Origin of the sequence: Tardiphaga sp. 20_F10_N6_6, assembly GCF_052076045.1 — a bacterium.
GTDB lineage: Bacteria > Pseudomonadota > Alphaproteobacteria > Rhizobiales > Xanthobacteraceae > Tardiphaga > Tardiphaga robiniae.
Genome location: NZ_CP197239.1, coordinates 3177074 through 3199448, shown reverse-complemented (window position 1 = coordinate 3199448; position 22375 = coordinate 3177074). Strand labels below are relative to the sequence as shown.

Genomic DNA, 22375 nt, shown 5'->3' with positions numbered 1-22375 from the left:
ACTGGCAAGGAGACGGCCGACCTTGGGATGGACAGAGCCCTGGACAGTGTGACGGACGACCAAATCGAAACGCGTTCGGCCAAGTGCTTTGCGGCTACCCTGTCCCTCCGCCCTGGGACATTAATTTTGGTGATGGGACCGTTCGCCATGGCAGATGTGCAAGCAACCGAAAAAACACCGCAGGCGGAACGTCGGGCACTTGCTCGGCGCCTCCGAAAGTCCTGATGCACTCTCAATTGCGGAAGACCGCATCGCATCAGGCCCAAGGGTGCAACGGGCACCTGGCGTTCCGCACGCCCTCTCACAAGGGGCGGGAATGCAAGCGACGACGGCGCCCCCGCGCCGCAAACAATGGGGGTGATGACGCATGTCTGAAGAGCCGTGGCTGTTTGAAATTCTCGGTTTGCGATGGCGCGACGGCGCCAGAAATATCCCTCCCCCGCGCGAAGCGAAGCTTCGCTAGGTGGGGAGGGTCGGCCGATAGGCCGGGGTGGGGGAGCCACAAGCGACGCTCTCACGTGGGGCACCCCCACCCGTCACGTTTGCTCGCTGCGCTCGCAACGCGCCACCCTCCCCGCAAGGGGGAGGGAGAAGGAAGATGCTATCCCCTGAAATCCCGCACCCGCTTCACCATCTGCTCCACATGGGCGATTGGCGTTTCCGGCTGGATGCCGTGGCCGAGATTGAAGATGAAACGTCCGCTTGCGTAGTTGGCCAGCACGTCATCGACGGCGCGATCGAGGGCCGCGCCGCCTGCAATCAGCACCAGCGGATCGAGATTGCCCTGCACGGCGACGTGGCTCTGCACCCGCTCGCGCACGAAGGACGGCTCCGCGGCCCAGTCGATGCTCACGGCATCGACACCGGTCGCGCCGACATAACTCGGCAGCAGCGCGCCGGCGCCGCGCGGGAAGCCGATGATCTTCGCGTTCGGCACCTTGGCGCGCACGCCGGCGATGATGCGCTTGGTCGGCTCCACCGACCAACGCTGGAATTCCGCCGCGGGCAGTATGCCGGCCCAGGTATCGAAAATCTGCAGCACATCGGCGCCGGCGTTGAGCTGGCTGAGCAAGTAAGTGATCGAGTTCTCGACGATGGTGTCGATGATTTTTGCGAAGGCCTCCGGATGCCGATAGGCCATCATCCGCGCCGGCGCCTGATCCGGCGTGCCCTTGCCGGCGACCATGTAGGTCGCAACGGTCCAGGGCGCGCCGCAGAATCCGATCAGCGTAATCTTCGGATCGAGCTGCGCGCGCACGCGGCGCAGTGCTTCGAACACCGGCTCAAGCTTCGTGAAGTCGGCCTCGGGTGAGAGCGTCGCGACCTTTTCCGGCGTGTCCAGCGGATCGAGCCGCGGGCCTTCGCCGACCTCGAAGCGGACCGAGCGGCCAAGGGCATAAGGGATCACCAGGATGTCGGAGAAGATGATCGCGGCATCGAAGCCGAAACGCCGGATCGGCTGCAGCGTCACTTCAGTGGCGAAATCCGGATTGAAGCACAGATCGAGGAAACCACCGGCCTGCGCGCGGACCTCGCGATATTCAGGCAGATAACGCCCGGCCTGTCGCATCATCCAGAGCGGCGGCACCGCCTGGCGCTGGCCGGCGAGGACATCGAGGAACGGCTTGCGGGGCGTGGACTGGGTCAAATGCTTGGGTTCCGGAAACTGGTGCCGAAAGGCATGATTTTGCCGCCTCTGATACACCGCCGCTTCGCTCTTGGCGAGGCGCGGCAATTCCGCAAAACCGGCGATTCACCTCACGTTTTGACGCATCTCAAGGTGTCATCGCGCCGCAGGCGGCATATAGACTGTACGAACATCATGAGCGAAAAGACCATGAACATCATGACCCCGATCGTCAGTCCAGAAATCGAACAGAACCGCACCCGCGCCAAGGTCTGGTTCGAATCCCTCCGCGACCGCATCTGCGCCGAGATCGAGGCGCTGGAGCGCGAGGCGCCGCAGGCGCTGTTTCCGGGCACGCCTGCCACGTTCACCTACAAGCCGTGGACCCGCGCGACAGGCATCGGCGGCGGCGTCGGTGGTTTCCTCTCGGGCGGTCGCCTGTTCGAGAAGATCGGCATCCACACCTCGAGCGCGAACGGCAAGCTGTCGCCGGAGATGGCGCGGCAAATGCCCGGCGGCGGATCGCAGCTCGATTACGTCTCCAGCAGCATCAGCCTGATCATGCATCCGCGCAGCCCGCGCGTGCCGACCGTGCACATGAACACGCGCTTCCTGTCGACGGCCGTGGGCTGGTTCGGCGGCGGCGCGGATCTGACGCCGATGCTGCCCGAGCAGCGCAAGGTCGACGCGCCGGATACGATCACGTTCCACGACGCGATGCGCGGTGCCTGCGATGCGCATGACCCCGCTTACTACAAGAAGTTCAAGGCCTGGGCCGATGATTACTTCTTCCTGCCGCATCGCGGCGTGGCGCGCGGCGTCGGCGGCATCTTCTACGATCAGCTCAACACAGGTGATTTCGAGAAGGACTTCGCGTTCACGCGCGATGTCGGCTCCGCCTTCCTCGATGTCTATCCGCGCATCGTGCGTGCACGGATGCAGGAAGCCTGGACCGAGGAAGAGCGCGCGCAGCAGCTCGAAACGCGCGGCCTCTATGTCGAGTTCAATCTGCTCTACGACAAGGGCACGATGTTCGGCCTGCAGACCGGCGGCAACGTCGAGAACATTCTGAGCTCGATGCCGCCGCTGGTCAGCTGGAAGTAATTTCCTTCTCCCCGCTCGCGGGGAGAAGGTGTCTTGAATGACCGAAGGTCATTCAAGACGGATGAGGGGGAGCCAGAGAGTGAAACACTGGCTCCCCCTCATCCGTCTTCCACATGCTTCGCATGTGAAAGTCGATCTGTCCCCGCAGGCGGGGAGAGGCTAAGAAGCCACCTGCTCCGCTTCGATCGCACCCTGCACGGCCCAGGACAGATCCGTGTTGAGCTGGAACGCGACCGAGCCTTCATCGATGATCGCCTGCGGATTCTTGGAGAGCTTGCCGGCTTCATCGAGCGCGTTGCGATAGTCCGACTTCAGCGCGGCGAGATCGGCATAGGCCGGGAAGTCGTAGAACGACAATTCCTCCGGCGCGAGGCCGGGCTTCTTGGCGAGCAGGCGCTTGAGAATCTGGCCGCCGGAGAGATCGCCGAGATAGCGCGTATAGGCGTGGGCAATCAGCAATTCGCCGTCGCCCTTGGCGGCATCCGCGATGCGCTTGGCATAGGCTTCGCCGGCAGGCAGCATCGGCACTGCCGAGAAATCGCCATCGCACAGCACATTGAGATCGGCTTGCATGGCCGATGCACGATCGAGCCGATACTGGGCGAGTGCGGCGAGCACAGGCGTGTCGCGATGGCTCTCAAGTCCGGCTTCCAGCGCCTGATAGGCCGCCAGCAGGTTTCGTTGCAGCAGGACATAGCCCTTGCGGCTGACGTCACCGCGCAACATGTCCTTGATGATGCCGGAGCGCTCGGCTTCGGTGTGAAGCACCTTGGTGCCGAGATAAAGGGCGGTCACGACGCTGACGGGCGCAGTGCTATCTGCCGAGACAGCAGGCATTGAATTCTCCGATGATTGGTAAATGGATGTGTTGGCGCTCGGGCTGGCGACACCATATCACCCTCGCCGGATGCCACAAGGTGAGGCCAGGCCTGTTGCTACAGCGCGCGGCTGCGGGACTTGCGGCGTACCGGCGCAGATTTGCCGGTTTCCGTCGCGGGCAGAAACTGCGCGCCCTGTGCGGCAAGGAAGGCGCGCATCGCCTGCGCCGGCGGCAGCAGCACCTTGTCCTTACGGTTGAGCACGAACCATTGCCGGATGATCGGCAGGCCGATCACATCCAGCATCACCAGTCGCCGCTGCTCCAGTTCGGTGGCCACCGTATGCGCGGAGATGAAGGCGATGCCGAGCCCGGCCATCACGGCCTGTTTGATGGTCTCGTTGCTGTCCATCTCCATGCCGATCGTGGCGCGCAAGCCTGCGCTCTCGAACAGTTGCTCCATCAATCCGCGCGTGCCCGAGCCGGGCTCGCGCGTCAGGAAAGTCTCGCCTGCGAGATCGCTCATGGAGAGGCGCGCCTTGCCCGCGAGGCGATGGTCGCTTCGCGCGATGATCGCATGCGGATGATCGCCGATCAGGTTCACATCCATGTCGATCCCGGCCGGCGGCCGGCCCATGATCGCGATATCGAGATCGTAGTTGCGCAGGCCTGCGATGGTCTCCTCGCGATTGCCGACCGTCAGCAAGATCTCGATCTTGGGATGGAGCTTCGCGAAGGCCGAGATGGCGAAGGGCACGAAGTATTTCGCGGTGCTGACGGCGCCGATGGAGATGCGCCCACCGGTCTTGCCGGCCATCATGTCCAGCGATGTTGCGCAGGCGGCCATCGCCGCCTCGATCCGTTCCGACAGCGCCAGCACCTCGCGGCCGGCATCGGTCAGAACCATCCCGTCGCCGGTGCGCTGGATCAGCGGCAGGCCAGCGAGGCCTTGCAAGTTGCGCAGTTGCAAGGTGACTGCCGGCTGTGTCAGGCGCAGCTTCAAAGCTGCCGCCGTAATGCTGCCGCTGGCGGCGACGGCGGCCAGTGCACGCAGCTGGCGGATCGAAATGTCGCGGAAGCGCTTCGTCATATAAGGAAAACTTTCGCCGCCTAATTTTTACGAAAGTTCCTTTATTTGGCCCAGCCGGTCAATATCTGTGGGCAAAATGGCCCATTTCTGCCATTCCCGGGCACTCCGGACGCGGCCATGTGCCAGAAGGAGCCCAGTATTTTGCGGAGATTGCGATGACCGACCACATGCCCCTGTCCCGATATACGGCTGACTACGCCGGACAGGACCCGCTGCGGCTGGCGGTGGCTGCTGCGGTCGATGCCTTCGCCAAGGCCTCCATTGAAATCTCCGACCTGATCGGCTGCGGTGCGCTGGCCGGGATCACCGGCGAGGCGCAGGGCGCGCAGAATGCCGACGGCGACGTGCAGAAGGATCTCGATGTCCGCGCCGACGAGATCGTTCGCGCGGCACTGAAGCCGGTGTCCTGGGCCGCGCTGGCCTCTGAGGAAGCCGAGACGGCGGATATAAGTGACAGCGGCGGGTTGCTCGACATTGCCTATGACCCGCTCGATGGTTCGTCGAATATCGAAACCAATATGACGGTCGGAACGATCTTCTCGATCATGCCGACCTCGAAGGGCGCTGTGCCGTTCACGCAAAAAGGCAGCGCGCAGATCGCTGCCGGTTTCGTTGTCTATGGCCCGCAGACCTCGCTGGTCCTCACGCTCGGCGACGGCGTCGATATCTTCACGCTCGATCGCGCCGCTGGGAGCTACAAGCGCATTCGGGTGCGTGTGCAGATCCCGGCCGAGTGTTCGGAATATGCGATCAACGCGTCCAACCATCGTCATTGGGAAGCACCGGTGCGCGATTTCGTCGAAGAGTGTCTCGCCGGCGTCGAAGGCCCGCGCGGCAAGAATTTCAACATGCGCTGGATCGCAGCCCTGGTCGCCGAGGCCTATCGCATCCTGATCCGCGGCGGCGTATTTCTCTATCCGTCCGATGCGCGCAAGGGCTATGCCGATGGCCGACTGCGTCTCGTCTACGAAGCGCATCCGATGGCTTTCATCGTCGAACAGGCCGGCGGCGGTGCGACCACGGGTCGTGTGCGTATTCTCGATCTCGCGCCGACGGCGATTCATCAGCGCGTGCCGCTGATCATGGGTTCGATCAGCAAGGTGAGACGTATCGAGGCCATGCATCTCGATGCCAGCGCGGGACAAGCGCAGGCTGCAGCTGAATAGCGGTGTGCGCACGATACATCCTGTTTTGAGCCATTCAAAACATGACAGGCTTGAGGGCTTCTAAGTCCAACCAGCCCGAAACAAGTTGAGCATGATGTGGCCGCGGCCTAGACAAACGCAGGGGTCGCAAAGGATACGCGCATGCTTCCGCAGCAGGTCAAGGTCTCTGATATCACCGACGAGAATTCGGCACAGACCTATCTCAACCAGGCCATCATGACGACATTCTGCCGCGTGCTCGACAGTTCGCGTCTGGCGCCCGATGTGGTCATGCGTCTTCTGGCAACCGCGATCGGCGCGACCTATCGCGAAGTTGCGGCGGCCCATCAGGACGGCCAGTGCCCTTGCGGATGGCGCCCGGTCCCGGATGCCGATATCGAGGCCCTGCGATCGTCGCTTGAAGGCGCTGCTGCGCCGAAGATGGCTGACGATTTGCACAGCATGGTGATCGCCGGACGGGCGTAGCCGCCAGTCGATCTGCCCTTAAATAAGGCTGCATTTACGCGGAATTGGCCACTGCGGATCACCGCAGATGGCAATTCTGCGTCTGTTCCGCTCTCCCGATCACGTGATTGGGCCAGCGCGATCGACATATGGCAATTCCTTTAGACCTAAACTACTTTGGCCCGATCCTTGAATGTCGAGGAGATCGCGATCGGTGCAAAGTGACCTCATGACATCCTCATCCGCTGCAGTTCTCGACCACACCACGGCCAATTCGACCGTCTGGCGCGAAGTCGCACGCGCGATCGCCGACATCGGCGCCAAGCGCTGTTTCGGCCTCGTCGGGGGCGCAAACTTCAAGGTGACGCTCGGCCTCACCGAATTCGGCGTCGAATTCGTTGCTGCACGCCATGAGGGCGGCGCGGTGAGCATGGCCGATGTGGCTGCGCGTCTGACGCGCGATCTCACGATCGTCAGTGTGACGGCGGGGCCCGGTCTCACCAATGCGATCACCGGCATCGGCGAAGCTGCCAAGAGCGACACGCCATTGCTCGTTCTCGCAGGTGACGTGGTGCTCGGCGACAAGCAGTCGGCATTTGCCTTCAATCAGTCGGAACTTGTTCACGCGGTCGGCGGCGAGTGGCGGCAGATCGCCGATGCGCAGAGCGCGTATGCCGACACCTGGAAGGCCGCGTCGTTGGCGCTGCGCGAGCGCAAGCCGGTCGTGCTCAGCCTGCCGATCAATGTGCAGGAAATGCCGGTGACGGCGACGATGGGCAAGAAGCATTTGCCGATCATGCCGCGGGTCACGATCAATCCGGCGAAGCTGGATGAACTTGTTGCGACGATCCGGACATCGAAGCGACCGCTGATTCTGGCGGGTCATGGCGCTGTCGTGGCCGATGCGCAGCCGTTACTGGTTCAACTGGCAGACAGAATCGGCGCGTTGCTGGCGACGTCGTTGCAGGCGCATGGGATGTTTTCCGGTCATCCGTGGAATCTCGGCGTTGCCGGAGGCTTCTCCTCGAAAGCAACGGCTGAGCTAATCGCGCAGAGCGACATGATCCTCGCCTTCGGCATGTCGCTGAACATGTGGACCACGAAGAAGGGCAAGCTGATTTCGGACTATGCCCAGCTCGTGCAGATCGATGTCGAGAAGGGCCGCATCGGCGTGCATCGCCCGGTCGATCTCGAACTCGAAGGCGATGCATCGGCTGTGGCCACTGCCGTGTTGCAGGCGTTTGATAAGACGCCGCCCAGCGAGGCCGGCTGGCGCACGCCCGAGGTTGCCGCGGTGATGACTGCCAGAGGCAATCATAATCTGGCCTATGACGACACCAGCACTGCCGAGCACATCGATCCGCGCACGCTGAGCAAGGCGATGGACGATATCCTGCCGAAGGATCGCACGGTCGTTGTCGACGGTGGACATTTCGTCGGCTGGGTGACGCGTTATATTTCCGCGCCCGATCATAAAGGCTGGTGCATTCCGATCGCGTTCCAGTCCATCGGCCTCGGCCTTGCCGGCGCGATCGGTGCGGCAGTGACGCAGCCGGAGCGGCTGACAGTGCTCGCGGTCGGTGACGGCGGCTTCCTGATGTCGATCGCGGAGCTTGAAACTGCCGTCCGGCTGAAGAAGCGCATCTGCATCTTCATCTATAACGACAGCGCCTATAGCGCCGAAGTGCATCACTTCGGGCCGGAAGGCTACAACGCCGGCATGGCGCAATTCCCGGTGACCGATTTTGCGGCCATCGCGCGCGGATATGGCGCCGATGGCGTTGTTGTGCGGACGCTCGCCGATCTCGATGCCGTGAAGACCTGGGTCGCCGATGGTGCGCAGGGCGTGTTCATCGTCGACGGCCGGATCAATCCAAAGCTGATCGCGGATTGGTACAGCGAGATGTTCAGCGGCGCGAACTTGTAATTGGCCTTCTTACCTCTCCCCGCTTGGCGGGGAGAGGTCGGCTGAAGCGCGCGGAGCGCGTGAAAGCCGGGTGAGGGGGAGCGCATGATACACTTAAGCGCAAACCACTAACTCCCCCTCACCCGAAGGCTCCGCTGCGCTCGCCTTCGACCTCTCCCCGCAGGCGGGGAGAGGTTATGCCGCGGCTTGGTTCGTTGCTTCAACATTCCCCAACCATTCTTCCGCAATCGTCAGATCCGCCTGCGAGAGCTGATGCCCGACGGGCAACGTGCGATGCTGCACATCGGCCCCCGCCTTTGTCAGCATCACAGCCAGCCGTTGCGAATTGCTCGGCGGGATGATCGGGTCGGATTGGCCCGACACGATCAGTACCGGCTTGGCTGCGAGATCTGCCATCGGCGCGTCACGTAGCGGCACCATCGCCCGCAACAATATGCCGCCGGCCAGCGCCTCGGGGCGCAACAGCATCATTGCCGCGGCGATATTAGCGCCGTTGGAATAGCCGAGCGCGATCGGTGCTTTGAGCCCGTAGCGCTTGCGGGCTTCGACTACGAAGTCCGCGAGCTCGTTGGCGCGTCTGACTACGTCGTCCTCGTCGAACACGCCTTCGGCGAGCCGGCGGAAGAAGCGCGGCATGCCGTGCTCCAGCACCTGACCGCGGGGCGACAGCAGTGCTGCGCCCGGCGCAATTGCCTCGCCGAGCGGGAGCAGGTCGCTTTCGTCACCGCCGGTGCCATGCAGCAGGAGGAGCGGCGTTGCCTCGCGCCGGTTGCCCGGCGCGAAGCGATGAATGTGGGACAGGTCGTTGCTCATGACGTCACCTTTTCAGTGTCGAGCACCGGCAATACGCGCTCGATCTCGCCGCGATGCTTTTCGAGGAACGCGGGCAGTTTCAGATGCTCGCCGAGGGATTCGACGGGCTCGTCCACGGCGAAGCCGGGGATGTCGGTCGCAATCTCGAACAGCACGCCGCCGGGTTCGCGGAAATAGACCGAGCGGAAGTAGTTGCGGTCCTTCTGCTCCGTCGGCTGCTGGCCGTGGGTCTTCACCAGCTTGTTGGCCATCACCTGTTGATCGGCGTCATCGACGGCGCGGAAGGCGATGTGATGCACCGAGCCGCGGCCCTGACGACCCGGCAGGAAACCGCCGGCCTCATAGATATCGACGATACCGCCTTCGACACTGTCGGCACTCAGCCGGATGATCGAACCTTCGCGCGCGGTTTCCTTAAAGCCGAACACGTCGGTGAGGATCGCGCTGGTCTTCTCGGCCTTCTCCAGCAGCAGCGTCACGCCATGGAAGCCGCGGATCGCGTGCTCCGCCGGAACGTCGCCACTGCTCCAGCCGGGCTCGTTCTCCGCGCCGGCAACGCCGACCAGAGCGAGGCTCATGCCGTCCGGATCGGTGAAGGGCAGCACGGCTTCGCCGAAGCGCTTTTCGAGCGCCTCATGGGCAATGCCCTTCTCGATGAAGCGATGCGTCCAGTAGCCGAGCGAGCGGGCAGGGACCCGGAACGAAGTCTGCTGGGTCTGGCCCACGCCGCCGCGGCCGGGGGCTGCATGTTCCCACGGGAAAAAGGTCAGGATGGTGCCCGGCTTGCCGGTCTCATCGCCGTAGTAGAAGTGGTAGGTGCCCGGATCGTCGAAATTGACGGTCTTCTTGACGAAGCGCATGCCCAGCGCGCGGGTGTAAAAATCGAAATTCCGCAAGGCGTTACCGGCGATTGCGGTGACATGGTGGATGCCTGACATGGTCTGTCTCCTGGTTGGGAAGGCGTCTCGTCTTCCGTTGCCGGGATAATTGGGTCATCCCCGTTCAAAGACAATCTGGCCATTTGTGACATGACTGTCTATGAATTGGGGACAGTCGGGATGCTCCATGGATAAGCTCAACAGCCTGCGCGCCTTCGTCAAAGTCGTCGAACTCGGCAGCTTCTCCGAAGCAGGGCGGCAGCTGCGGCTGTCGCGCTCGGCGATCTCGAAATATGTCGGCGAGCTCGAACAGGACCTCGGCGTGCAATTGCTCAACCGCACCACGCGCCATGCCAGCGCGACCGAGAACGGTCAGGCCTATTTCGAGCGCGCGCTGACCATCCTCGCCGATCTCGATGCGGCCGATCAGGCGGTGGCGCAGGCGCAATCGACGCCGCGCGGACTGCTGCGCGTCAATGCGCCGATGTCATTCGGCACGCTGCAGCTCGGGCCTGCCATTGCCGATTTCATGGCGCAGTGTCCGGAGCTGCAGATCCAGCTTGTGCTGTCGGACGATCAGGTCGACCCGATGCAGGGCGGTTTCGACGTGACGCTTCGCATCGCCGACCTGGAGTCTTCAAGTCTCATCGCGCGAAAAATCGTCGCCATCGATCGCGCGGTTTGCGCGTCGCCGGACTATCTCAAGCAACATGGCACACCGAAGCTGCCGGAGGATCTGCGCAGCCACGCGCTGCTCACCTATGGCTTCCTGCTCACGGGCAATCAGTGGAAGCTGACCGGCAGGGATGGCAACGATCATTGGATCCAGCCGAGCTGGACACTCTGCGTCAACAATGCTGAAGTACTGCGCGATGCCGCGATCAAGGGCAGGGGCGTCGCGTTGCTGCCGACCTTCATTGCCGGCGACGCGTTGCGTGCGGGGACGTTGCGCAGTGTACTCTCCGCCTACAAGGCGCCGCCGCTGACGCTCTATGCGATCTATCCGCCGACGCGGCACCTCGCCGTGAAGGTGCGCCTGTTCATCGATTTCCTGGTGGCGCGCTTCAGCGGCGTGCCGGAGTGGGATGAGAAGCTCTAGCGCCAGATCGCGCGCATCCGCGAATTGATGTCCATGCGCACACCCTGCGCTGCCGCGCGCGCGGGATCAGCGGCGGCCACTTGCGGCCAGGTTGTGCGCTCGAACAGGCCGAGTAGCGCTTCCGGAATGAAGCGGGTGCGCGACGCATAGACGTGTCGGTCACCTTGTGCGTGCTGGCCGTGGGTGAAGAAACGCTGCGGCACCATCAGATGCAGATCGTCCTTGGCCCGCGTCATCGCCACATAGAGTAGCCGACGTTCCTCTTCGATCTCGGCTGATGTCCCGGTGCCCAGATCCGACGGCATGCAGCCATCGACCACATTCAGCACATAGACTGATTTCCATTCCTGCCCCTTGGCGGAATGGATGGTCGAGAGGATCAGATAGTCCTCGTCGAGCAGCGGCACGCCGGACTGATCGCTGGTCGCGTCCGGCGGATCGAGCGTGAGTTCGGTGAGAAAACGTTCGCGCGACGGATAGCCTGACGCGATCGCTTCGAGCTGGATCAGATCGGCGCGGCGCGTCAGCGAATCCTCGTGAATGCGATCGAGATGCGGCTCATACCAGCGTCGCGCCAGTTCCAGTTCGGCGGGCCAACCCGCACGGCGTGACTTGATCTCGCTGATGACCTCGACAAAGCCGCGCCAGTCGGCTGCTGCGCGGGGCGGGGCCGGCGCGTGAGCGAGGGCGTCGATCGGATCGGGTGCCGCGATCATGTGATCCAGCGCGCGCTGTGCGGAAGCAGGTCCCACACCGGGTAGCAATTGCATTAGCCGGAAACCGGCGACGCGGTCACGTGGGTTCTCCACGAAACGCAGCAGCGCCAGCATGTCCTTCACATGCGCGGCGTCGAGAAACTTCAGGCCGCCGAATTTGACGAATGGAATGTTCCGCCGTGTCAGCTCTACCTCAAGCGACCCGCTATGCGACGACGTCCGGAACAGCACGGCCTGTTCCTTCAGCTTCATGCCGCCTTCGCGATTGTCGAGCACGCGCGCGACGATGGCGCGGGCCTGATCGGTCTCGTCCCGGATGGTGACGAGTTGCGGCTTGGCGGAGGAGACGCGGTCGGTCCAGAGATTTTTGGTGAAGCGCTCGCGCGCAAGATCGATCACGCCATTGGCCGCCGCCAGGATCGGTTGCGTAGAGCGATAGTTGCGGTCGAGCGTGATGATGTCAGCCGGCGGGCTGAACTGCCCGGGGAAATCCAGAATGTTGCGTACGGTGGCGGCGCGAAACGAATAGATCGACTGCGCGTCATCGCCGACAACCGTGAGGCCCGCCCCGTTGGGCTTCAAAGCCATCAGGATCGCCGATTGCAGGCGGTTGGTGTCCTGATATTCGTCCACGAGCACGTGATCGAAGCGACCGCCGATATCGCTAGCCAGTAGCGGTTCGCTCGCCATCTGCGCCCAGTACAGAAGCAGGTCGTCGTAATCGAGCACGTTCTGCTTCTGCTTGGCTTCGACATAGCCGGCGAACAGTTCGCGCAGCTCGGCTGACCACGCCGCGCACCACGGATAGGACGCGCCGAGCACCTGATCGAGTTCGGTCTCGGAATTGACGCAGCGGGAATAGATCGCGAGGCATGTGCCTTTTGTCGGGAAGCGCGTCTCGGTTTTGGAGAAGCCGAGTTCGTGCCGGACCAGATTCATCAGGTCGGCGGAATCCTCGCGGTCGTGAATGGTGAAACCGGGATCGAGTCCGATTTGTTCGGCATAGTCCCGCAGCAGCCGCGCGCCGATGCCATGGAATGTGCCAGCCCAGGCCAGCGCATCGGTCATGACGCCGGCATTGTCGCCCATCACTTGGCGCGCGATGCGCTCGACGCGGCGGCTCATCTCGCTGGCCGCGCGCCGTGAGAAGGTCATCAGCAGGATGCGGCGCGGATCGGCGCCGTTGACGAGCAGATGCGCGACGCGGTGGGCGAGGGTGTTGGTCTTGCCGGAACCGGCACCGGCGATGACCAACAGCGGAGCAGACGTGATGCTGTTCCCATGCGGGAACACGCCATGCTCGACGGCACGGCGTTGTTCTGGATTGAGGGCGTCGAGATAAGAGGCTTGAGCGAGCAAGGCATGTATCCGAGGTGACGAATCACGCTCGCTGATTCCCGCTTTGTTCGCAATGGACGGTTTGAGGCGCTTTTTTCTCAGCTGTCATCACCCGCGAAAGCGGGTGATCCAGTAAACGCGGTTGCTTGCGAAATGCGCTGACGGCGCCTTGTACTGGATCGCCCGGTCAAGCCGGGCGATGACATCCGAATTTGTAGCGGCTTAAGCCGCCCGTACTTCGCGGAGGAACACATCGACCTGCGTGCGCAGATCTTCGCCGTTGCGTGACAGGTCCGCGGCCGATTCCACCACGCGCGACGCGGCGAGGCCGGTCTCGCGGGCGGCGTCATTGACGCCGGCAATGTTTTGCGAGACCTCGCCGGTGCCGCGGGCGGCTTCGGCGACGTTGCGGGCGATTTCGAGCGTGGCTGCGCCCTGTTCCTCGACGGCGGCGGCGATGGCGCTTGCGATCTCGCTGACGCGGCCGATGGTCGAGGTAATGCTTTGGATCGAACCCACCGAGAGCTTCGTGGCACTCTGAATCGCGCCGACCTGTGCCGAGATTTCGTCCGTTGCCTTCGACGTCTGGGTGGCCAGGGCTTTCACTTCGGAAGCGACGACGGCGAAGCCGCGGCCGGCTTCACCCGCCCGTGCCGCTTCGATGGTGGCGTTGAGTGCGAGCAGGTTGGTCTGCGCAGCGATCTCGCTAATCAGCTTGACGACGTCACCGATCTTCTGCGCGGCCTCCGCAAGGCTCTGCACTTCGCTATTGGTGACGTTGGCCTGCGATACCGCATCGCCGGCGACGCGGGCAGATTCGTTGACCTGCTGTGCGATCTCGCTGATCGAGGCGTTGAGCTCCTCGATAGCAGCGGCGACCGCCTGTGCGCTCTGCGTGGCCTCCTCGGACGCTGCTGCGACGGCTGCGGTCTGCCGGGTCGATTCCTCGGCGGTGGCCGCCATCGATTGCGCGGTGTTGCGGAGTTCGCCGGCAGCCGAACCGACGGCGGTGACTACGGTACCAACGCTGCCCTCGAAGCGCGAGGCGAGAGCACTCATGGTGTCGCGGCGATCAAGCTGGGCGCGCTCGCGCTGCTCTTCCTGGGCGGCCCGCAGCTGCTCGGTTTCGATCAGCCCGGTCTTGAAGATTTCGACGGCGCCGGCCATCGAGCCGATCTCGTCCTTGCGGCCTGCACCCGGCACCGCGATCGTGTGATTACCGCCCGCAATGGTCCGCATCGCAGTTTCGAGTGCGCGGATCGGCTTCGCCATCGAGCGGCCCATGAAGGTTGCGATGGCACCGGCGAGCAGCAGCACGCAGGCAGAAATGATGGCCAGCCAATTCAGCGAGGATCGCATCAGGCTGTGATATCCGCTGGTATCACGGGTGATTTCGAAGACGGCGATGTTGTCGCCCGAAAAGCTCTTGATTGCGCCGAAGGTCGTGGCAACGGGCTTGTTGTCGAGTTCGCCATATTGGGTCACAACTTCGCCGGCAAGCGCGCGACGCAGCATATCGACCCCCGGAGCAGCCGACTTCAGGGTGGACGCCAGCGTCTTGCCGGCCTGGCCGTCGATCTGGTGAATGCCGACATCGACACCGAAACGCGACTTCATGGTGTCGACGAAAGTCTTGCCGAACGGAGCGCCGACATCGATCGTGCCGAGAATGGTATCACCATCCATCGCCGGTGCTACGCCAAAGACGTTGAGCGCATCACGGCCGGGCTCGATGCCGCCGACCGACTTCTTGCTGGTCATCGCCTGCACCACCATCTTGCGGCGTTCGGAAACGTTGTCTCCGAAGGTGCCGGGATTGTGGATGCGGGCGAAGCTGATGGCCGGCGGTGTTTGAATGGTGATCAGTTCGAGGCCGCGCGGCTTGATACGCTGATGGGCCTCCTTCAGATTCGCGAGCGCACTGGCACGATCGTTCGCCTTGATGGCGTCCTTGATCGGCTGTGACGACGCGATCGACTCGGCAACCGCGAGCAGCGTGCGCGTTTCGGCATTCAGCGCTGCCGTGAGATTGGCGTAGTCGTCATGCGCCTCGCGACTAAGGGCTGTGTCGATGATCGCCTGTTGCTGCCACATGCTGAAGGCAGCGAGCGCGCCGCACGATCCGGCAGCGACGAGCGTGATGGCGACAATCATACGTGCTGAAATAGAATTGAGTGCTTGCATCGACATGCCCCTTGGACCGCGACAAGCAATTTTGCTGCGGCACTGAAATTCCACGTGAAAATAGGGAAGCCGAGTGAAGGAGCTCTTAATTACCTCTGATGTGTAGGTATCCTGGTATCATGGTTCCATTATGCCGCAGCAGATTTTGGCTTCGGGCGATGCCAGCATCAGTCGTGATCGAATGTGCGACGATACTAGTGGAGCCGAGACGAGCCATTCCCCGGCGCAAGGCACCGGTCCACGTGCGAGAGAAGAACTGCTGATTTGAGGGGCTTCTGGAGGCGACAGACGGCGCCGAGCTCGGTGGACATCGCGAGAAAATCGGGCGCGGACACGCCTGCCGGTGAGGCCGCGTGACCTGACATGACGATGATCGGGATCTCCGGACGGCACCGATGCGCCAGCTTCATCGTCTCGAGCCCGTTCATCCCGGGCATGAAGATATCGATGATGAGCAGATCGAAATCGGCGTTGCGGAGAATGTGGCGCGCGCGCGGGCCGTCGCTCGCGCAGGTGACGCGGTGGCCTTCGCGCTCAAGCATCAATTTGGTGAAGATCTGAACGACCTTGTCATCGTCGACGATCAGGATGCTTGCCATCTGCCGGTCCCCCGGATGCCGTCGCGCCAGTGCGGAGCATGGTTGTCTGGTTACGCACGCATCGCTACATGCCACGTTGCAAATGTGGCTTCTCGTTAAACGCCGCATCGAGCAGCGACCTGTGGACCTGAATATGTCCGTCATAGCTGACGAAGCCGAGCTTGCGAAACTTGTTCATGAAGAAGCTGACGCGCGACCGCGTGGTGCCGATCATCTCCGCCAGCATTTCCTGACTGATGTCGATATCGATGGGATGGCTGGCGCCTCCCTCGCCATAGTGAGCGAGGATCAGCAACAGGCGCGCGAGGCGCTTCTCGCTTGAATTGAACAACTGATCGATCAAGTCTTCTTCGATGCGGTTGTTGCGCGACAGAAGATAGGCGACGAAGAATTCTGCGAAAGCTGGCTCGTCGCGCAGATGGGCGAGCATCACCGACTTGCTGATGGTAACAATGGTGCAGTCTTCCATCGCCGTCGTTGTGACGGTGCGCAGCGGATGACCATTCAGGCAACCCTCACCCAGGAACTGTCCGGGTTCGAGCAGGCCGACGACGGCTTCCTTGCCTTGTTCGGACAGGACCGTGAGCTTGATACGTCCGCTCAGGATGTAGCAAACAGAATCTGCCGTCTCACCCTGACAAAAGATGTTCTGGTTTTTCTTGTAGTCGGCCGTGACCCTTCCGATGCCGGGACAGGTCAGAAAATACGGCGCATCGAACTCGGCTACAGCAGGAACCTTCAAGGCAGCTAGCCGTGTCATCGCGAATCTCCGGAGATCGATCTTTGCAGGTCAGCGTAAATCTATTCAGGGTTGTATTGTTCCCCTCAGATCTAGTTAAATTGCCGGCATAAGAGATCACAAACGCACATGCGTGAGTGGGAGGATTGATGGAGGCATCAATCCCGATGTGCACATAGATACCACCAGGCGCGTGAGGCGGCGTAGTTATGTCATCGGATTCACTGCCCTGAAACAACTTCCCTCCATGTTGCTACGCAACTTAACGCGCAGATCGTCTGTCATGTCCGCAACACACGCTGCCCTCGAATTGCGAGGGTTAACGAAACGTTTCGATCGGCCAGCTGTCGACGGACTTGATCTCACGGTTCGTGCTGGCGAGTTCTATGCGCTGCTGGGCGCCAACGGAGCCGGCAAGACGACGACATTGCGCATGGTCGCGGGATTGCTGCGTCCCGATGCCGGATCGGTGTCGATACTTGGTATCGACGCGCTCGCCGATCCGGTGGCAGCGAAACAGATCATGGCCTGGGTGTCCGATGAGCCGATGATCTATGACAAGCTGACGCCGCTCGAATATCTCGAATTCGTTGCCGGCTTGTGGGGCTGCGATGCTGAAACGGCAGAGCGCACGTCGCATGGATTGTTGGCATCGCTAGGTCTTGGTCCACATCTGCATGAGCGATGCGAAGGCTTCTCCAAGGGCATGCGCCAGAAGGTGGCGCTGGCCGGCGCACTCGTGCACGAACCTCGGCTGATCATTCTCGATGAACCGCTGACCGGACTCGATGCCGTGTCGGCGCGTCACGTCAAGGGCCTGCTGCAGGATCGCGTGCGCTCCGGCTGCACCGTGATCATGACCACGCATATTCTCGAAGTCGCCGAGCGCATGGCTGACCGGATCGGCGTGATCGCCGCAGGCAGGCTGATCGCCGAAGGTACGCTTGCCGAATTGCGTCAGCAGAACGGACAGGGCGACACCAGCCTCGAAGATATGTTCGTGGCGCTGGTGGATGGCGCGCCGGTTGCCGCATGACGCCATCCGCCAGCGTGATGTGGTTTGCCGGCCACGAAGTCCGGCTGGCGTGGCGAGAGATGCTGGGCATGCTCACGGCGGGCCGTCGCTGGCGTCCGCGCAGCGTTTGGCTTCTGCTGATTGTCTTCGTGATCTTCCTGCATTTGCCGGCTTATGCGGTGGTCGGCCGTTTCGCAGATGTGCAGACGCCGCTCGATCAATCGACGGCGATTGTCATCACCGCCAGTATCTTCCTCGCCTGGGCGCTCGTTTTGTCGCAGGCGATTGAGTCCGTCACCCGCGTATTCTACGCGCGCGCCGATCTCGATCTCATCATGTCGTCGCCGGCGCCGCTCACCAACCTGTTCTCCGTCCGCATCGCAGCCATCGCATTGACGGTGACCCTGATGGCGATGTTGCTGGCGACGCCGTTTGTCAACGTACTGGTGATCGGCGGCGGTGCGCGCTGGTTCTCCGCCTATGCCGTCGTCATTGCCATGGGCCTGTCGGCGTCTGCGTGCGCTATCGCCATCACTGTCGGATTGTTTCAGCTCTGCGGCCCTGCCAAGACGCGGCTGGTGGCACAGATCATTTCTGCAGTCACGGGCGCAGGTTTCGTCATCGCATTGCAGGTCGCGGCGATTCTCTCTTACGGCACGCTGTCGCGTTTCGCCGTGCTGACCTCCGATGCCGCAGCCGCCTTTGCGCCTGAAGCGAACAGCATCGTGTGGTGGCCCGCGCGCGCGATGCTTGGCGATATCGCAGCACTGGTGCCGCTGCTGGCGGCCGGGTTGATCCTGCTGGGAAGCGCCATGGCGATCTTCTCGCCGCGATTCAGCAACTGCGTGGCCAGTGCCGCACCATTGGCGCAAGTTCGACGCAAGAAAGTCGCAAGACGGTTTCGACCGGGCTCTCGACGTAACGCCTTGCGCCGCAAGGAGTTTATCCTCTTGTGGCGCGATCCGTGGCTGGTCTCGCAAACCCTGATGCAGCTGCTGTATCTGTTGCCACCAGCCCTGATGCTGTGGCGCAGTTTCGGCGATGGCGCGGGTGCCTTCATCGTGCTGGCGCCAGTGATCGTGATGGCCGCGGGTCAGCTCGCCGGCGGCCTGGCCTGGCTGACGATCTCCGGTGAGGACGCAGCGGATCTGGTCACAACCGCGCCGCTTCCGGCAAACACGATCATCACGGCCAAGGTCGAAGTCGTGCTGGTAATCATCGCTGTCGTGTTCACGCCAATGGTCGCAGGTCTGGCGCTGGTCTCGCCGCGGCTGGCGGCAGTGACAGCGCTGGCGACCGTCGTGGCCGCGGGATCGGCTACCGCCATCCAGCTCTGGTTCAGGGTGCAGGCGCGGCGCAGCCAGTTCAGGCGACGTCAGACGTCATCGCGCATTGCGACCTTCGCCGAAGCTTTCTCGTCGATCGGCTGGGCTGCGACAGCGGCGCTGGCACTGGTGCTGCCAATTGCCTCTGTGATCTCGGGTGCCATGACGGCAGGCCTCATGGCGCTGACGTGGAAGATCAGTCCTGTCAGGACCTGAAACGACAAAGCCACCCGCGGACACGGGTGGCTTTGCAATTACCAACTGCCGCGAAACGACGATCAGGCCACCATCGACATCGGCGCGACGGCAGGGGTGGCTTCGCTAAAAACCTCGTCGGTGACCACCGTAAAACGCACCAGCGGTGTCGGGCCGAAGTTGGTGGAGATCGCCACGTCGGCAGCATCGCGGCCACGCGCCATGACGATCCGGCCGATGCGCGCGTGATTGTGCCGGGCGTCGAACGTGTACCACGCGGTACCGAGATACACTTCGAACCAGGCGCTGAAATCCATCGGCGCGGGATCCTTGGGCACGCCGATATCGCCGAGATAGCCAGTGCAATAGCGTGCTGGAATGTTCATGCAGCGGCACAGCGTGACAGCGAGATGCGCGAAGTCGCGGCACACGCCGATACGCTCTTCATGACCTTCAAAGGCGGTGCGATCGTTGCGGGCATGGTGATAGCCGAACTCGATGCGCTGATGCACGTAATCGACAATGGCCTGGACGCGCGCCGCGCCGTCTTCGATATGGCCGAACAGTGACCAGGCAAGATCTGACAGCTTCTGCGTGTCGCAATAGCGGCTGCCGAGCAGGAAGACCATGACATCGTCAGGCAGATCGCCAACCGCCTGCAACGGCCCTGATGGCGGAGCCGCATCCGGCAATCCGCTATCTGAAATCAGAAAGTCATTCTTGATCTCGATTAGCCCGGGCGGCGCGACGATGCGCGTGCAAGTATTGCCGAACATGTCGAGATAGTCATGCGCCTGTACGTCATGGGAAAACTGGATGCGATGCGGACTCTGGAGATCCTTCGCGCGCGAAGGATGAATGCTGAGCATCAGGATCATGGGTGTTTCCTGCAAACACTGGAAAGCGATGTCGTAGCCCGCGCGAATCTTCACTTTTACGTCTCCACTAGCTCGGCAAATCAGGAATTCATCGTTGCCAGACAAGTGTAGTCACCAAACATCGTTCCGAGGTTCAGTGACAGGAATGTGCAGAAAATGTGGGCAGTGAGGCCGCGTCGGCCCCGCTGCGCCATAAGCTATTTCTTCAGGGACAACAGCAGCAGCGAGCGGGCAGTTACCTGATACATATGGCCGAACGGGAAATCCTCGCCGCCTTTCGTATCGGGAATGTTGGTATCCACCAGAAGTTCCCATGCCTGTCCGCCAAACGCCTCGGGCATCGTGAAATCGACCAGCCCTTCGAAGCCGTTCAGGATCATCAGCATGGTCTGATCCTCCGCCGGCTTGTGAATTCCGGTCTTCTGCGCGCGGCCGTCCAGCAGCATGCCGAAGCATTTCATGTTACCGTCTTTCCAATGTGCGTCCTGCATCGGGCCGCCATTGGCGTTGATCCATGCCACGTCGCGAACGTCGAGGTCGGGGTCGTGCTCGCCGGTCAGGAAGCGGCTGCGACGCAGTACCGAGCAGCCGCCGAGCAGTTTGATGAGCCGCTTGGTGAAAGCGAGCAGGTCCTTGCCCTCGGTCGTCAGGCTCCAGTTGAACCAGGAAATCTCGCTGTCCTGGCAATAGGCATTGTTGTTGCCGTTCTGCGTGCGGCCGAATTCGTCGCCGCCGAGCAGCATCGGCGTGCCCTGAGAGAACAGCAGCGTCGCCAGCATATTGCGCTTCTGGCGCTCGCGCAGGGCGATGATGGCCTTGTCGTCGGTCGGGCCCTCAACGCCGCAATTCCATGAGCGGTTGCTGGAGCTGCCGTCCTTGTTGTTCTCGCCATTGGCCTCGTTGTGTTTCTCGTTGTAGCTCGCCCAATCGTTCAGCGTGAAGCCGTCGTGAGCGGTGACGAAATTGACGCTGGCCCAGGCGCGGCGACCCTGATGGTTGAACATGTCCGCAGACGCGACGAGACGCGGTGCCAGTGCCGAGACCGGCGCTTTGCCGCGCCAGAAATCACGCGCGGTATCACGGAACTTGTCGTTCCATTCCGCCCAGCCGGGCGGGAAACCGCCGACCTGATAACCACCGGGGCCGATATCCCAGGGTTCGGCGATCAACTTCACTGTCGTCAGCAATGGGTCCTGATCGACGGCTTTCAGGAAGCCGCTTTGTTCGGTGAAGCCATAGACTTCGCGCGCCAGGATGGTGCCGAGATCGAAGCGGAAGCCGTCGATATGCATCTCCCGCACCCAGTAGCGCAGGCTGTCCGCCACCATCTGGATGACGCGGGCATTGGACAGGTTCACTGTGTTTCCGGTGCCGGTGTCGTTGATGTAATAGCGTGGCTTGTCCGGAAGCAGCCGATAATAACTGGCATTATCGATGCCCTTGAAGGACAGAGTCGGGCCAAGCTCGTTGCCTTCGGCGGTGTGATTATAGACGACATCGAGGATGACCTCGAGCCCGCCGGCATGCAGCGCTGACACCATCTCCTTGAACTCGCGCAGCGAGTTCGGCACGTCCGATGCGTAGCGCGGATCGGGCGCAAAGAAGCCGATGGAATTGTAGCCCCAGTAGTTCACCAGCTTCTTGTTCAGCAGATAGTCGTCATTGATGAAAGTATGGATCGGAAGCAGCTCGACCGAGGTGATGCCGAGGCCGCAGAGATAATCCACCACAGGCTTGCTGCCGAAGCCGGCATAGGTGCCGCGCAGCTTCTCGGGCACGTCGGGATGCAGCCTGGTGAAGCCCTTGACGTGGGTCTCGTAGATGATGGTCTGGTCCCATGGCACGGGCTGCCGGCCAGCCTCGCCGGCCCAGTCGAAGTCGCGATCGACGATCACGCATTTCGGCATGAAAGGCGCCGAGTCGCGTTCGTCGAAGGTGGTGTCGTCGCCGCTCTCCATCTTGTAGCCGAACACGGCCGGATTCCATTCGAGCTGCCCGGCATGGGCGCGGGCATAGGGATCCAGCAGCAGCTTGTTCGGATTGAAGCGATGGCCCTTTTCTGGCTCATAGGGGCCATGGACGCGATAGCCGTAAAAGGTGCCGGGGCCGACGTCGGGGATGTAGCCGTGAAACACCTCGTCGGTATATTCCGGCAGCTCGATTCGCGTTTCCTTGTCGCCGTCGAACAGGCAGACCTCGACCTTGGTGGCATTGGCCGAGAAGAGCGCGAAGTTGGTGCCCTTTCCGTCCCAATGCGCGCCAAAGGGATAGGGGAGACCTTCTTCGACTACTCTGTGCGTCACGATTGCCCCACTGTCTGGTGATGAAAATGCGCGGGATAACTGCGCCGCCGCATTTCCGTTGCAATGCAAACAGGCTGTTTCGGAATATATCTTGGCCTGCGAGGGTCGCTAGCCCGGA

General features: G+C 62.2%; 18 protein-coding genes. 7 read left to right on the top strand and 11 right to left on the bottom strand.

The genetic code is table 11. From position 1 onward, the window contains the following. Positions 1-601 precede the first annotated feature (601 nt). Positions 602-1648, bottom strand: coding sequence for a uroporphyrinogen decarboxylase (gene hemE / locus AB7813_RS15450; RefSeq protein WP_439064989.1), 1047 nt, complete (start codon positions 1646-1648; stop codon positions 602-604). A 189-nt stretch (positions 1649-1837) separates the two neighbouring features. On the opposite strand from hemE, the gene hemF reads away from it, so the two are divergent. Further along, on the top strand, positions 1838-2731 hold the full coding sequence (gene hemF, locus AB7813_RS15445; protein WP_309943510.1) for an oxygen-dependent coproporphyrinogen oxidase: 894 nt from the start codon (positions 1838-1840) through the stop codon (positions 2729-2731). A gap of 159 nt (positions 2732-2890) precedes the next feature. On the opposite strand, the gene AB7813_RS15440 is transcribed toward hemF, so the two are convergent. Next, positions 2891-3568 carry a heme oxygenase (biliverdin-producing) gene (locus tag AB7813_RS15440; protein ID WP_439064988.1) on the bottom strand — a complete coding sequence of 226 codons (678 nt, stop codon included), beginning with the start codon at positions 3566-3568 and terminating at the stop codon, positions 2891-2893. 98 nt (positions 3569-3666) lie between these two features. Next, positions 3667-4638: a LysR family transcriptional regulator gene (locus tag AB7813_RS15435; RefSeq protein WP_175365608.1), complete on the bottom strand. Its 972-nt coding sequence runs from the start codon at positions 4636-4638 to the stop codon at positions 3667-3669. Between the two features lie 155 nt (positions 4639-4793). On the opposite strand from AB7813_RS15435, the gene AB7813_RS15430 reads away from it, so the two are divergent. The 3 genes from AB7813_RS15430 (at position 4794) to AB7813_RS15420 (ending at position 8175) form a co-directional block, all read left to right on the top strand. Beyond that, positions 4794-5804 (top strand): class 1 fructose-bisphosphatase, encoded by a 1011-nt coding sequence (locus tag AB7813_RS15430; RefSeq protein WP_175365609.1) that lies wholly within the window; start codon positions 4794-4796, stop codon positions 5802-5804. A 141-nt stretch (positions 5805-5945) separates the two neighbouring features. Further along, positions 5946-6269, top strand: a complete 324-nt coding sequence (locus tag AB7813_RS15425; protein WP_439064986.1) for a hypothetical protein — start codon at positions 5946-5948, stop codon at positions 6267-6269. A gap of 208 nt (positions 6270-6477) precedes the next feature. Then, positions 6478-8175 (top strand): thiamine pyrophosphate-binding protein, encoded by a 1698-nt coding sequence (locus AB7813_RS15420; RefSeq protein WP_439064985.1) that lies wholly within the window; start codon positions 6478-6480, stop codon positions 8173-8175. A 174-nt stretch (positions 8176-8349) separates the two neighbouring features. Here AB7813_RS15420 and AB7813_RS15415 read toward each other — a convergent pair whose 3' ends face one another. Then, entirely contained in the window at positions 8350-8988 is a 639-nt protein-coding gene (locus tag AB7813_RS15415) for an alpha/beta hydrolase (RefSeq protein ID WP_439064984.1), read from the bottom strand. Next, positions 8985-9926 carry a ring-cleaving dioxygenase gene (locus tag AB7813_RS15410; protein WP_439064983.1) on the bottom strand — a complete coding sequence of 314 codons (942 nt, stop codon included), beginning with the start codon at positions 9924-9926 and terminating at the stop codon, positions 8985-8987. The genes AB7813_RS15415 and AB7813_RS15410 overlap by 4 nt, the downstream gene beginning before the upstream one ends. Before the next feature lie 127 nt (positions 9927-10053). On the opposite strand from AB7813_RS15410, the gene AB7813_RS15405 reads away from it, so the two are divergent. Further along, positions 10054-10965, top strand: a complete 912-nt coding sequence (locus AB7813_RS15405; protein ID WP_184511936.1) for a LysR family transcriptional regulator — start codon at positions 10054-10056, stop codon at positions 10963-10965. On the opposite strand, the gene AB7813_RS15400 is transcribed toward AB7813_RS15405, so the two are convergent. The 4 genes from AB7813_RS15400 to AB7813_RS15385 form a co-directional block, all read right to left on the bottom strand. Further along, on the bottom strand, positions 10962-13040 hold the full coding sequence (locus AB7813_RS15400; protein WP_439064982.1) for an ATP-dependent helicase: 2079 nt from the start codon (positions 13038-13040) through the stop codon (positions 10962-10964). The two genes, AB7813_RS15405 and AB7813_RS15400, sit on opposite strands and share 4 nt — an antisense overlap. Before the next feature lie 201 nt (positions 13041-13241). Beyond that, the gene (locus AB7813_RS15395; RefSeq protein WP_439064981.1) at positions 13242-15203 is read right to left on the bottom strand and encodes a methyl-accepting chemotaxis protein; all 1962 of its coding nucleotides are present in this window, start codon (positions 15201-15203) and stop codon (positions 13242-13244) included. A gap of 194 nt (positions 15204-15397) precedes the next feature. After that, positions 15398-15802: a response regulator gene (locus AB7813_RS15390; protein ID WP_175365617.1), complete on the bottom strand. Its 405-nt coding sequence runs from the start codon at positions 15800-15802 to the stop codon at positions 15398-15400. Between the two features lie 64 nt (positions 15803-15866). After that, complete coding sequence (locus tag AB7813_RS15385) at positions 15867-16562, bottom strand: Crp/Fnr family transcriptional regulator (RefSeq protein ID WP_439064980.1); 696 nt, start codon at positions 16560-16562, stop codon at positions 15867-15869. A gap of 226 nt (positions 16563-16788) precedes the next feature. On the opposite strand from AB7813_RS15385, the gene AB7813_RS15380 reads away from it, so the two are divergent. Further along, the gene (locus tag AB7813_RS15380; RefSeq protein WP_439084087.1) at positions 16789-17577 is read left to right on the top strand and encodes an ABC transporter ATP-binding protein; all 789 of its coding nucleotides are present in this window, start codon (positions 16789-16791) and stop codon (positions 17575-17577) included. After that, complete coding sequence (locus AB7813_RS15375; protein WP_441228237.1) at positions 17574-19097, top strand: permease; 1524 nt, start codon at positions 17574-17576, stop codon at positions 19095-19097. The genes AB7813_RS15380 and AB7813_RS15375 overlap by 4 nt, the downstream gene beginning before the upstream one ends. Before the next feature lie 62 nt (positions 19098-19159). Here AB7813_RS15375 and AB7813_RS15370 read toward each other — a convergent pair whose 3' ends face one another. Both AB7813_RS15370 and glgX read right to left on the bottom strand, forming a co-directional pair. Continuing rightward, on the bottom strand, positions 19160-20008 hold the full coding sequence (locus AB7813_RS15370; protein WP_439084091.1) for a transglutaminase-like domain-containing protein: 849 nt from the start codon (positions 20006-20008) through the stop codon (positions 19160-19162). Positions 20009-20151: 143 nt separating this feature from the next. Beyond that, positions 20152-22257, bottom strand: a complete 2106-nt coding sequence (glgX, locus tag AB7813_RS15365) for a glycogen debranching protein GlgX (protein WP_439064977.1) — start codon at positions 22255-22257, stop codon at positions 20152-20154. Positions 22258-22375 lie beyond the last annotated feature (118 nt).